This window comes from Martelella limonii (assembly GCF_013344475.1).
Classification (GTDB): domain Bacteria; phylum Pseudomonadota; class Alphaproteobacteria; order Rhizobiales; family Rhizobiaceae; genus Martelella; species Martelella limonii.
On sequence record NZ_JABUOU010000004.1, the window covers coordinates 247906 to 260478 of the forward strand.

Genomic DNA, 12573 nt, shown 5'->3' on the forward strand with positions numbered 1-12573 from the left:
CCGGTGGTCTTTTTTGTTGATGGCTGGCGATTTCCTTGCGCGGCAAAATATCCTAGACCGGAGGCGGACAGGAGAGGACCATGGCGACGACGATTTTCGGGATTCCCAACTGCGACACGATGAAGAAGGCGCGACGCTTTCTGGATGAGCGCGGGATCGAATACAGCTTTCACGATTACAAGAAGGCCGGCATCGACCGGGCGCATCTCGAGCGCTGGGCGGATGCGGCAGGCTATGAGCGCGTGATCAACCGCGCCGGCACCACGTTTCGCAAGCTCCCCGAGGCGGACAAGGCCGGCCTTGACCGCGACAAGGCGATTTCGCTGATGCTCGACAATCCGTCGATGATCAAGCGGCCGGTGCTCGAAACGGACGGCACCATCACCGTCGGCTTTTCGCCCGAGACCTACGCGGCGCTGTTCGACAAGGCCTGAGGAAGAAGCGATGGCGAAGACGACGCGGGCGACGCAGTTTCTCGACAAGGCGGGGGTCGCCTACAGCGTCCAGCAATATGATTACGATCCGAACGCCCCGCGAGTCGGGCTTCAGGCGGCAGAAGCGATCGGGGAACCGGCAGACCGGGTGCTGAAGACGCTGATGGCCAATGTCGATGGCAAGCCGGTCTGCGCCGTCGTGCCATCGAATGCCGAGGTCTCGATGAAGAAGCTTGCTTCCGCCTTTTCCGGCAAGCATGCGGAGATGCTGGACCCAAAGGCAGCCGAGCGGCTTTCCGGCTACCATGTCGGCGGCATCTCGCCCTTCGGCCAGAGGAAACGCGTGCCCGTGGTTTTTGAAGCGGCAGCCCTTGGCGAGCCCTATGTGGTGATGAATGGCGGCCAGCGCGGCCTGCAGGTGAAGCTTTCTCCCCCAGATGCGGTGAAGGCGCTCGATGCCATCGTCACCGCAGTGATTGCCTAGGACTTATCACCGAACCCCCGCTGTTTTTGCCCACGCTCGAACGGCCGCCTTCAGCCGAACTTGCTGCCGAGATAGGCCAGATAGGGTGTGCAATCTTGCGCATCCGCCCCGATCGAAGCCAGCATTTCATGACGGCTTTTCGACCGTCCATGGCGCCAGACGGTCTCGCCGAGCGCCCCACGCAAGGGCGAAAGATCGCCCGCAGCGGCGGCGCGCGAAAGCTCCGGACGGGTTTCCTCGAACCGCGCCATCAGCTGGGCAGCGGTCACATTGCCGATCGTGTAGGTCGGGAACGAGCCGATATAGCCGGTCGACCAGTGAATATCCTGGAGACAGCCCAGACCGTCATGCGGCACGTCCAGGCCGAGATCCTCGCGCATCGCACGGTTCCAGGCATCAGGCACGTCGGCAACCGCGAGCGAGCCGTCCATCAGCGCCATTTCGATCCTGACCCGCAACATGATGTGAAGGTCATAGGTCAGCTCGTCCGCCTCGACGCGGATCAGGCCCGGCTCGACTCGGTTGATGGCAGCAACGAATTCCTCTTCGCTGACATCGGCAAGCTGTTCGGGGAAATGATCCCTGAGCCTGCCGAAATGATGCGACCAGAAGGAAGCGGACCTGCCTATGTGGTTTTCGAACAGCCGCGACTGGCTCTCATGCATGCCGAAACTGCTGCCGCCGACGGCGTAGAGGCCGATCAGATCGGTGGTGTGGGCGCTTCGGGTCAGCGCCTCGGCGATGCCCTGTTCATAAAGGGCGTGGCCGGTTTCATGCATGGCCCCGAACACCGACATCGGCAGGTAGTTCCTGTCCCAGCGCGAGGTAATACGCACATCCTGCCGGGTAAAGGACACCTCGAAAGGGTGAACAGCGGTATCGAGCCGGCTTCGCTCCATGTCGAGGCCGATGACGGCGGCAAGCTCTGCGCACAGCGCCTTCTGCTCCTCGACGGGGTAGTCGCGATAGAGAAAATTGCTGCGCGGGGCCGGCCGCGACAGGGCTTTGTCGAGAAGCGGCTTGATGCCGGCGCGCAGCGTGTCGAACAGGGAGGAAAGCGAGGCGGCCGTTTCGCCCGGCTCGTAGATCTGAACCATCGGATCATAGGGATGGCCGTCGTGGCCGATCGCATCAGCCATCTGGCGCGCGAGCGCCACCACGTCTTCAAGGTAGGGTTTGAAGGATGCGAAATCGCCCCCGGCACGCGCCTTGGCCCACGCCTGTCCGGCCACAACGGAGGTTTCCGCCTGCTGGCGCAAAAGCTGCGGGGGGATCTTCAGATGCCATTCGCGCGCCCGGAGCACGGCTTCGGCCGCGGAAATTGCAATGGCATCGCGCGCCGTCGCGCGCGCCTCTTCGGCGGCGTCGGCCATGGCGGGATCGACAAGCATGTCGCGGGCAAGCCCCTGGAGCGTTGCAATCTGGTGACCGCGCGACACCGCGCCACCCGCGGGCATCATCACGCGGGCATCCCAGCGCAGCACGTTGACGGTGCAGAGAATATCGTTGAGGCGTGCGATCCGTTCGGAAAAGGTCATGCGGCGTGTCTCCCCATTTCAATGCCCGTGCCGCCATCATTGAGATGGCAGGCGACCGTCGTTGCCGTTCCCGCGACCGGCTTCAGGCGCGGCAGCTCCACCTTGCAGCGCGGCCCCGCCATCGGGCAGCGCGGATGGAAGGCGCATCCCTTCGGCGGATCGAGCGGCGAGGGAATTTCACCCTTGATCGGCTGGAATGCAGCGCGTCCGGTGCCAAGCGTCGGCACGGAGGCGAACAGCGCCTTCGTGTAGGGATGCTGCGGCTTATCGTAGAGTTCGCGCGCAGAGGCGAGTTCCACGATCCGGCCGAGATACATGATCGCCACCCGGTCGCAGACATGGCGCACGACGGAAAGATCGTGGCTGATGAAAACGGCGGTCAGATCGAGCTTGCGCCTGAGCTCCATGAACAGGTTCAGCACCTGCGCCTGGATCGAAACATCGAGCGAGGCGACCGCCTCGTCCAGCACCAGAAGATCGGGCTCCATCGCCAGCGCGCGGGCAATGGCAATGCGCTGGCGCTGGCCGCCGGAGAACTGGTGCGGCAGCCGGTCGGCATAGGCGCCTTCAAGCCCAACCTGCTGCAAGAGATCGCGCACGCGCCGGCGCACATCCTCGGCGCCTGCGAGCTTGTGGACGCGCGGCCCCTCGGCAATGGTCTCGCCGACCTTCATGCGCGGGTTGAGGCTTGCGAACGGATCCTGATGGATCATCTGCACGCGGGTGGTGAGCTTCTCGACATTATTGCCCCGCTCCCGCGCGACCGGCTTGCCTTCGAGCAGCACGCGCCCATCGCTCGGCGTATAAATCCCGGAAATGATGCGCCCGAGCGTGGACTTGCCGCAGCCCGACTCGCCCACGAGACCAAGCACCTCGCCGGCTGCAACCGAAAGCGTGACATCGGAGAGCGCATGCACGGTGGAGCCCGACTGCTTGCCCGACAGCTTGTCGATGCCGCGCATGACGAGGCCAGGCTTGCGGGTGAAGCGCTTGTGAACGCCTTCAACGATAAGAAGCGGCTCTTTCATGGGGCCTCCATCGGGTGGTGGCAGGAAACGGTATGGTCGCCTTCGCCGACGATCGGCGGTTCGGTTGCGCAGATATCGCTCGCGCGCGGACAGCGCGGCCGGAACGGACAGCCGGAGGGCAGGCTGGAAAGCTGCGGCGTCGATCCCGGGATCTGCGGCAGCGGCGTTCCAGGCTCATGCAGGCTTGGCACTGACCCGATCAGGCCGACGGTGTAGGGGTGACGCGGGGTGGCGATCACGTCAGCCGCCGGTCCGCGCTCGACGATCCGCCCGGCATACATCACGCAGATATCGTCGGCGAGGCTGGAGATCACGGCGAGGTCATGGGTCACCCAGACGATCGCCGTTCCGGTTTCATCGGCAAGGCGGCGGACTTCTGCGAGGATCTGTCCCTGGATCGAGACATCGAGCGCCGTCGTCGGCTCATCGGCGATGATCACCGACGGGCGATGCAGAAGCGCGATCGCGATCGCCACGCGCTGGCGCATGCCGCCGGACAGCTGATGCGGATAGGCTTTGAGCCGCTCGGCGGGGGCCGGAATGCCGACGATCTCAAGCGTCTGCCGCGCCCTCTCCCAGGCCGCCTTCTTCGACATCTTCTCATGCACCCGGACCGCCATCGCCATCTGATCGCCGACGCGGAGAACCGGGTTCAGCGTCATCATCGGGTCCTGGAACACCATCGCAACCTTGGAACCGCGCAGCCGGCGCATCGCTTCAGGCGACAGCGCGCGCAAATCCTTGCCGTCGACCAGAACCTCGCCGTCCGTCACCTTGCCCGGTTCGTCGATGAGGCCGAGGATCGAAAAGCCCGTGACGCTCTTGCCGGAGCCGCTTTCGCCGACCAGCCCCATGATCCGCCCACGCTCGACGGAAAAGCTAACCCCGTTGACGGCCGTCACCATGCCGCCGCGGGTTTCGAACCGGGTGGTCAGCCCGCGGACATCGAGTGCCTTGTTCATCGGTTCTGCCTCGGATCGAGTACGTTGCGGACCTGATCGCCGACCAGATTGATCGCGACCACCGTCACCATCAGGAAAATGCCCGGATAGATCGAAAGCCAGTAGCGATCGGTATGGATATATTTGAAGCCGTTGGCGATCAGCGAGCCGAGCGAGGGCTCTGTCAACGGCAGGCCGACGCCGAGGAAGGACAATGTCGCCTCCAGCGCGATGGCGCTTGCGACCTGCACGGTCGCGACCACGATCAGAGGCGGAAGCACGTTCGGCAGCAGATGACGGAACAGCACCCGCGCCGTGGGCAGCGGCGTCGAGCGGGCGGCCTCGATATAGTCCTTGCCGCGCTCCACGGTCGCAGCGCCATGGGTGGTGCGGGCGAAATAGGCATATTGCGCGACCACCAGCGCCAGGATGATCTGCCCGACCCCCTGCCCCAGCACGGCGACCAGCACAAGCGCCAGAAGGATCGCCGGCATCGACAGCTGCAGATCGACGACGCGCATGATCAGCGCCTCCAGCCGGCCGCCGAAATAGGCGGCGGCAAGGCCGAGACAGATGCCGATCACAAGCGCCAGAACGCCTGCCGAAAGCCCGATCACGAAACTGGTGCGCAGACCGTAGAAGATCGCAGACAGCATGTCGCGCCCGGCATTGTCGGTGCCCAGGATATGGACATAGCCGCCCGAGCCGACCGTGCCGGGTCTCAGAAAGGCATCGAGCCAGTCGAGATTGGCGAGATCATAGGGGTCCTGCGGCGAAACCAGCGGCGCGGCAAAGGACACGAACAGCAGGGCAAAGATCAGGATCAGCGAGACGACGGCGACGGGCGAGCGCGCGAAATCGGCGCAGAAATTGCGAAAGCGCGCCGGACGGGCCTCGACGGGGGCGGCAACGGTATCGGCCATCATTTGCCTCCCTTCAGACGCACGCGCGGATCGAGGCGGGCATAGACGATGTCGACGATCAGATTGATCAGCACGAACAGGATCACCACCAGCACCAGATAGGTGACCATCACGGGACGGTCGAGCTGGAGGATGGAATCGATGATCAGCTTGCCGACACCGGGCCAGTTGAACACGGATTCGGTGACCACGGCAAAGGCAAGCGTCGAGCCGACCTCAAGGCCGAAGACGGTGACGATCGGGATCGAGATGTTGCGCATCACATGCCGGAACACGATCTGGCGGTCCGGCAGCCCCTGGGCGCGCGCGAACTTGACGTAGTCGGCCTGCATCGCCTCCACCATGCCGGCGCGGGTAAGCCGGATCAAAAGCCCCATCATGAACAGCGACAGGTTGAAGGCGGGCATGATCACGTGGCGCCAGCCATCAGCGGTCGCAAGCGACGTGGGTATCCCGAAGATCTCCCCGACATCGCCGCGGCCGCCGGAAGGCAGCCAGCCGAGATTGACGGCGAATGCCATGATCAGCAGCATGCCGATCCAGAAGGTCGGAACCGAGAAGCCGAGGACGGAGAGCGCCATGATGGCGCGGCCGGCAAGGCTCTTCGGGCGGTAACCGGCATAAAGGCCAGCGGGAATGCCGATGGCGGTGGCAATGAAAACGGCAACGGCCACCAGTTCCACGGTCGCCGGAAGGCGGGAGAACACAAGACCGGTCACGGAAATGTTGTAGACCATCGACTTGCCGAGATCGCCATGGGCGACATTGCCGAGAAAGGTCAGATATTGCCGCCACAGCGGCTGGTCGAGACCATACTGCTCGATGAGCTGTTGCCGGATCGCCTGGGTCGCGCCCGGATCGATCAGCACATCGATCGGGTTTCCGATGGCGTAGACGCCGAGAAACACGATCAGCGACATCGCGAACACCACGACGATGGCCTGCAGCAACCGTCTGATCAGGAATGCGAGCATGAAAGCCTCGTGAACTGATGGGGGCGGAGAGACACGATGGCGCCTGCTGCCGCCGCCCTCACTATGCGGGAACGGACGGACCGGGAAAAGCCGTTCCTGCCGAAAGCCCGCCACCGTCCGTAAAAAGAGGATGCCGCAACAGCGGGAGCGCGCTGTTGCGGCCTTGTCACGCCTTATTCGGCAGGCGTGATTTCATAGGCGCGGGTTTCCTGGTCGACGCGCGGCGTGATGTTGAGCGTGTCGGCATCGGCCGCCCATACGGTCTGCAGGATGACGGTCGGGATCATGGCCCGGTCTTCCATGGCGATGACGGAGGCTTCCTCGTAGAGCTTCTTGCGCTGGTCGGCGTCAAGCGTCTGCGTGCCTTCGTCGAACACCTTGTCGAATTCCGGATTGGAATATCCCGTGCGGTTGAAGTTGCCGAAGCCCTTTTCCGCATCCTTGGTGTGGGTCAGCGCGCCGTAGGTATAGGCCGCCTCACCTGTCAGCGTGCCCCAGGCCGACATCGTCATGGTGTATTCCTCACGCGCTGCCGCCGGGAAGAACACCGTGCCGTTCAGCGCCTGGGCGTTGACCTTCAGGCCAAGCCGGGCCCACATCTGCGCCAGCGCCTCGCAGACCACGGCATCGCCGGGAACGCGGTTGTTGGTGCAGGTGAAGTCGATCTCGAACCCGTCCGGATAACCGGCTTCGGCGAGCAGCGCCTTGGCCTGCTCCAGATCGTATTCGCGGGTCGGGAGATCGTCCGAGTAGCCGAAGAAGCCTTCCGGCATCAGCTGGTTGGCGGGCTTGCCGAGGCCTTCGAGCACGACGTTGACGAGGACGTCGCGGTTGATGGCGAGATCAAGCGCCTTGCGCACGCGCAGATCCTGCAGCGGGTTGCCATCGACCGGCTCGCCGTTCACCGTGATCGGCTGCGGCTCCTCATCCTTCACGCTCGGCGCGATGTTGAGGATGTAGATCGAATCCGAGACGAAAGTCTCGAGATCGCTGTCGTTCTTGAACGCCAGATAGTCTGAGGCCGGGACATAGTTGATGAGATCGACTTCGCCGGAGCGAAGAGCGGCAACGCGGGCGGCATCATCGGGGATTTCGCGGCGGACGACCTTGTCCCAGGCGGCGGGACCATTCCAGTAATCATCGAAACGCTCGAGGACCAGATCGCCCTTCGGCTGCCAGGACACGAATTTGTAGGGGCCGGTTCCAATCGCCGCCTCGCCGGAGTTGAACTCCTCGTTGCGGGCTTCCATGCCGGTTTCGGACGGCACGACGAACAGGCGGGTAAAGTCGTTCGGCAGCGCCGGCGCCTTGCCCTTGGTGTGAACGCGCAGCGTGTAGTCATCGACGACTTCGACGCTGTCGACATATTTGGTGTAGAGCGTCATCGGCATCGGGCCGGTGACTTCCGGAATGCGCTCGATCGAGAATTTCACGTCTTCGGCGGTCAGGTCCGTGCCATCATGGAATTTGACGCCTTCGCGGATCTTGAAATCCCAGGTGGTTTCGTCGATCGGCTCCCAGCTGACGGCAAGGCCGGGCTTCAGCTGCAGCTTGTCATCGACATCAACCAGCGTGTCGTAGATGTGGCGGAGCGCTTCGGCCTGGCTGCCAAGCGTCGACCAGTGCGGGTCGATCGAATCCGGGCCGGCACGCAGGCCGATGATCAGATCCTCGGCATAGACGGACGGAGCGGCGGCCATCAAGGCAAGCGCCGTAACGGCGGATCTCAGGAATGACTTTGTCATTTTATGTTCCCCTTTGTTTCAACTGACTGATACACTAAGTCAGCAAAATTAAAACGGTCAAGCCTAATATGATACGAATTGCCAATTTAAAAATCCCACTGAAACATGTTTGGGCGGGCTTGGCAGGCATAGTGTTTTTGTCCATTATAACACCATGACAGAGACACAGACGCAATTTGATCAGGCGATGGACCGTATTGTCGATGCGATCGACAGAAGCTCATCCGTTTCGGTTTCCGTGCAGTTGCGCGGCGCGCTGGAATTCGGGATCGCTTCCGGCGACCTGCCTTCGGGGGGACGTCTGCCTTCGGTGCGTTCGCTTGCATCCAGGCTCGGGATTTCGCCGGTCACCGTCAGTACTGTCTATGCCGCACTGCAGGATATCGGCCATCTGGAAGGGCGCGTCGGCTCCGGCACCTTCGTCAAGAGCATGTCGGTTTCCGCCAATGCCGCAAAGCTGCGCGAACTCGACATGCGCATCGCGGATCTGGTGGATTATGCGCGGGACTGCGGCGTTTCGCCTGCAGAGCTTGCCACGCGCGTCTCGATGACCGCGAACCGGACCCAGGGCCATCTCCGGCTTCTGGTGCTCGGCAATTTCCAGGAGGCGACCGAGGCCTATGCCCGCGCCCTGAAGCCGCATATCGCCCATGGCGACGCGCTTTCGGTTGCCACCATCGAAACGCTCGCAACGCTCGACCCCGCAACCATCGACCTGGTGATCTCGCCGCGCAGCCTGCTCAAACCCGCCCGCGAAATTCTGGCCGACACCCCGATCACCGGCGTGACGCTCATTCCAGACGAGGCGACGCGTGTGGCGCTCGCGGCGCTTCCGACCGACGCCGAAGTCGTCGGCTATTCCTATTTCGACACGTTCGTCACCATCATGAAGGCCGGCATCCGCCGTTTCGGCCCGCACATCACCGAGCTCAAGATGGTGGTGCGCGGCGACGCCGATGCGGACGCGGTGATCTCGGGCGCCGATGTGCTGGTCTATGCCACCGGCTCCGAATACCTGCTCGAGACCCTGCGGCCCGAGCAGCGCGCATTCGAATACCGTCACACGCCCGATATCCATTCCGTACGCAAGGAACTGGTTCCCACGATCGAGGCCTACAGAACAAAAATCCTGAAAAAACGGAGGGGCAACGTTGAAAATTTCCGAAAGCAACTGGTTTGAGATCGAGGACTATCTGAAATCGGACGATCGCTGCGTCCTGCCGCTCGGCAGCACCGAGCAGCATGCCTGGCTCAGCCTGTCGGTCGATTCGATCCTTTCCGAAAAGGTTGCCGCCGACGCTGCCGAACCTCTGGGCGTGCCGGTATTCCCGGCGGTCGCCTACGGACTGACGCCCTATTTCATGAGCTATCCGGGATCGGTGTCGCTGAAACTTTCCACCTATGCGGCGCTCGTCTCGGACATTCTCGACAGCCTATATGCGACCGGCTTCCGCCGCATCCTGATCGTCAACGGCCATGGCGGCAATTCGCCCGTCCTGCCGGTGACGATGGAGTGGATGGAGCGGCACGACGGCGCGCGCTGCCGCTTCCATGACTGGTGGCGGGCGCCGAAAACCATGGCGACCGTGCGCGAGATCGATCCCGTGGCAAGCCATGCGAGCTGGATGGAGAACTTCCCCTGGACCCGGCTTCCCGGCCGCACGATGCCCGATGTTCAGAAGCCCTATGTCGATTTCGACCGGCTGCGCGACCGCAATTCGAAAGGCGTGCGCGAGCTGATCGGCGACGGCAATTATGGCGGGCTCTACCAGCGGCCCGACGCCGACATGGAGCGGGTCTGGGCCGTTGCCGTCGAGGAAACCCGCGCTCTGATCGAGGGTGACTGGGCATGAGCAATTCCCCGATCCTGATCTGGGGCGCCGGCGCCATCGGCGGCGTTCTCGGCGCCTATTTCGCCCGCGCCGGCCATGACGTGCACATGGTCGACATCGTCGCCGAGCATGTCGAAGCCATGCGCACCACCGGCCTGAAGATCGAAGGGCCGGTCGAGGAATTCAGCATAGTCCTGCCGGCAAGCACGCCCGAAGAGCTGGAAGGCCGCTACGAGCGCGTGTTTCTGGCCGTCAAGGCCCACCACACCGAGGCAGCGCTCGACATGCTGATCCCGCATCTGGCAGACGGCGGCTATGTGGTCTCCGCGCAGAACGGGCTTAATGAAAAGGTGATCGCTGACAGGATCGGCGCGGAAAACACCGTCGGTTGCTTCGTCAATTTCGGCGCGGACTGGCTGGAGCCTGGCCGCATTCTGTACGGCAACCGCGCAGCCGTCGCCGTCGGCGAACTCGACGGGCGGGTGAGCGACCGCGTGGCAGACATCCACGCGCTGCTTTCCATCGTCGAGCCTGATGCGGTCGCGACCGACAATATCTGGGGCTATCTCTGGGGCAAGATGGGCTATGGCGCGCTGTTGTTCTGCACGGCGCTGACGCCGGATTCGATGTCGGATGCCATGGCCCGGCCGGAGCATCGGGTGGTCTATGAGGCGCTCGGCCATGAGGTGATGGCGCTCGCCAACGCAGAGGGCGTCACGCCGCTCGGCTTCAACGGTTTTGATCCGGACGCCTTCCTGCGGTCCGATGCGGCCGGCATGGAAAAGGCGCTCGAAACCATGGTCGCCCATAACCGAAAGACCGCCAAGACCCATTCCGGCATCTGGCGCGATCTTGCCGTGCGCAAACGGCGCACCGAGGTGGATGCACAGATCGGCACCATGATCCCGCTTGCCGCCTCCCACGGCCTCGACGTGCCGGTGCTGACAAAACTCGTCGCGCTGATCCATGCGATCGAAAACGGCGAGAAGGAGCAATCGCCCGCGCTGGTCGACGAGATGGTGCCGCTGTGCAGCTAGATCTTTCCGGAAAGATTTTCGCCGTCACCGGCGCAGCCCAGGGCATCGGCGCGGCCATTGCGCTGAGGCTTGCCCGGTCCGGCGCTGAGGTTGCCGCGATCGATATCGACCGCGACGGCATGGCGGGCCTGGCCGAAGCCGGCATCAGCCTTCACCAGGCCGATCTCGGCTCCCGCGAGGGCGCCCATGCCGCGATCGAGGCCGTCATTGCCCGGCACGGCCGGGTCGATGGCCTTGTCACTGCGGCAGGCGGCGTGCGCGGTCAGGCAGGGCGTCCGCTGGAGGAAATCGGCGAGGATGACTGGCGGGCGATCTTCGAAGCCAATGTCGATGCCGCCATGTGGTGCGCACAGGCGGCGGCCCCCGGCATGAAACAACGCGGCGAGGGCCGCGTCATCACCATTTCTTCTGGCGCCGGGCTGCGGCCGAGCCTGACGGGCATTCAGGCCTATGCCAGCGCCAAACACGCCCTTGTCGGACTTACAAAGCAGCTGGCGCTGGAACTCGGCCCCTTCGGCATCACCGTCAATTCCGTGGCGCCGGGCTTCATCCTTTCCAATCCCGCGACGGAGCGGCAATGGGCGGCTTTCGGTCCGGAACGCCAGAAGGCCGTGATCGCGGGCATTCACATGCGCCGTCTGGGCGCGGCCGAGGATATCGCAAACACCGTGACGTTCCTCTCCTCGCAAGAGGCAGGCTGGATCAGCGGACAGATCATTTCGGTCGATGGAGGCCATGCATGAGCGAACCCTTCGAATGGGACGAGGCGACCTGGAGGGGCCGGGTCAATCAGGTTCGCGCCGGCCGCAACCTGCTGCCGGCAAAGTGGCCGGGCGGCGCGCGCTGCGCCGTGGCGCTGAGCTTTGACAGCGACCACGAAACCAACGAGCTGCGCGATGGCGGGCTTTCGCCTGCACGCCTGAGCTGGGGTGAATTCGGCGCAAGGCGCGGCATTCCGCGCATCCGCAAGGTGCTCGACCGCCATGGCGTGAAGGCAAGTTTCTTCGTGCCTGCCGTCTCCGCCCTGCTGCACCCCGAAGAGCAGAAGTCGCTGGCCGGTGACGGCCACGAAATTGCCCTTCACGGCTGGATCCACGAGCGAAACACCGACGTGCCGCCGGAAAAGGAGCGCGAATTGATGCTGCGCGCCGCCGATACGCTGGAAACAGTTACCGGCACCCGCCCCGTCGGAATGCGCACGCCCTCCTGGGATTATTCCGGCGCGACGCTCAGGATCGCCCGCGAACTCGGCCTGCTCTATGACAGCTCGCTGTTTGCAGATGACGACCCGTATGAGATCCTCGATCACGGCTCGGCGACGGGCATTGTCGAACTGCCGGTGGAATGGATCCGCGACGACGCGGTCTATTTCATGATGAACCGTTTCGGCGCCCAGCGCCCCTATACGCCGCCCACCGACGTGCTCGACATCTTCCGGCGCGAATTCGACGGCGCCCACGAAGAGGGCGGCCTTTTTCTTCTGACCATGCACCCGCACATCACCGGCTATCGCTCGCGCATCTTCATTCTCGATGAACTGCTCGCGCATATCGCCGAGAAGGGCGATTGCTGGATTGCGACCCATGCCGAGATCGCCCGCTACTGCGCAGAGCAGGCCGGGCTGAAAGGATAAACAC

General features: G+C 63.6%; 13 protein-coding genes. 7 read left to right on the top strand and 6 right to left on the bottom strand.

The features are described 5' to 3' along the window. Positions 1-80 precede the first annotated feature (80 nt). A complete protein-coding gene (locus tag HPQ62_RS11030) occupies positions 81-434 on the top strand; it encodes an arsenate reductase (RefSeq protein WP_174802597.1) in 354 nt (117 codons plus the stop codon). 10 nt (positions 435-444) lie between these two features. Next, the gene (gene ybaK / locus HPQ62_RS11035) at positions 445-918 is read left to right on the top strand and encodes a Cys-tRNA(Pro) deacylase (protein WP_174802598.1); all 474 of its coding nucleotides are present in this window, start codon (positions 445-447) and stop codon (positions 916-918) included. A 50-nt stretch (positions 919-968) separates the two neighbouring features. On the opposite strand, the gene HPQ62_RS11040 is transcribed toward ybaK, so the two are convergent. The 6 genes from HPQ62_RS11040 to HPQ62_RS11065 all read right to left on the bottom strand — a co-directional run bounded on the left by HPQ62_RS11040 (position 969) and on the right by HPQ62_RS11065 (position 8067). Beyond that, positions 969-2456 (bottom strand): carboxypeptidase M32, encoded by a 1488-nt coding sequence (locus tag HPQ62_RS11040; protein WP_174802599.1) that lies wholly within the window; start codon positions 2454-2456, stop codon positions 969-971. Next, the gene (locus HPQ62_RS11045) at positions 2453-3484 is read right to left on the bottom strand and encodes an ABC transporter ATP-binding protein (RefSeq protein ID WP_174802600.1); all 1032 of its coding nucleotides are present in this window, start codon (positions 3482-3484) and stop codon (positions 2453-2455) included. Before HPQ62_RS11045 ends, HPQ62_RS11040 begins: the two co-directional genes overlap by 4 nt. Next, entirely contained in the window at positions 3481-4446 is a 966-nt protein-coding gene (locus HPQ62_RS11050; RefSeq protein ID WP_174802601.1) for an ABC transporter ATP-binding protein, read from the bottom strand. The genes HPQ62_RS11045 and HPQ62_RS11050 overlap by 4 nt, the downstream gene beginning before the upstream one ends. Further along, the gene (locus HPQ62_RS11055; protein ID WP_174802602.1) at positions 4443-5348 is read right to left on the bottom strand and encodes an ABC transporter permease; all 906 of its coding nucleotides are present in this window, start codon (positions 5346-5348) and stop codon (positions 4443-4445) included. The genes HPQ62_RS11050 and HPQ62_RS11055 overlap by 4 nt, the downstream gene beginning before the upstream one ends. Further along, complete coding sequence (locus HPQ62_RS11060) at positions 5348-6322, bottom strand: ABC transporter permease (protein ID WP_174802603.1); 975 nt, start codon at positions 6320-6322, stop codon at positions 5348-5350. The genes HPQ62_RS11055 and HPQ62_RS11060 overlap by 1 nt, the downstream gene beginning before the upstream one ends. 173 nt (positions 6323-6495) lie before the next feature. Beyond that, positions 6496-8067 (bottom strand): ABC transporter substrate-binding protein, encoded by a 1572-nt coding sequence (locus tag HPQ62_RS11065; RefSeq protein ID WP_174802604.1) that lies wholly within the window; start codon positions 8065-8067, stop codon positions 6496-6498. Between the two features lie 154 nt (positions 8068-8221). Here HPQ62_RS11065 and HPQ62_RS11070 point away from each other — a divergent pair, with 154 nt between their 5' ends. From HPQ62_RS11070 to HPQ62_RS11090, 5 genes are read left to right on the top strand one after another with little or no spacing between them, the layout of a single operon-like run. Then, complete coding sequence (locus tag HPQ62_RS11070; protein WP_174802605.1) at positions 8222-9247, top strand: GntR family transcriptional regulator; 1026 nt, start codon at positions 8222-8224, stop codon at positions 9245-9247. Next, on the top strand, positions 9219-9920 hold the full coding sequence (locus tag HPQ62_RS11075) for a creatininase family protein (RefSeq protein ID WP_174802606.1): 702 nt from the start codon (positions 9219-9221) through the stop codon (positions 9918-9920). The genes HPQ62_RS11070 and HPQ62_RS11075 overlap by 29 nt, the downstream gene beginning before the upstream one ends. Continuing rightward, a complete protein-coding gene (locus HPQ62_RS11080) occupies positions 9917-10936 on the top strand; it encodes a ketopantoate reductase family protein (protein ID WP_174802607.1) in 1020 nt (339 codons plus the stop codon). The genes HPQ62_RS11075 and HPQ62_RS11080 overlap by 4 nt, the downstream gene beginning before the upstream one ends. Next, on the top strand, positions 10927-11679 hold the full coding sequence (locus HPQ62_RS11085) for an SDR family oxidoreductase (protein ID WP_174802608.1): 753 nt from the start codon (positions 10927-10929) through the stop codon (positions 11677-11679). Before HPQ62_RS11080 ends, HPQ62_RS11085 begins: the two co-directional genes overlap by 10 nt. Beyond that, positions 11676-12569, top strand: coding sequence for a polysaccharide deacetylase family protein (locus HPQ62_RS11090; RefSeq protein WP_174802609.1), 894 nt, complete (start codon positions 11676-11678; stop codon positions 12567-12569). The genes HPQ62_RS11085 and HPQ62_RS11090 overlap by 4 nt, the downstream gene beginning before the upstream one ends. The last annotated feature ends 4 nt before the right edge of the window (positions 12570-12573 follow it).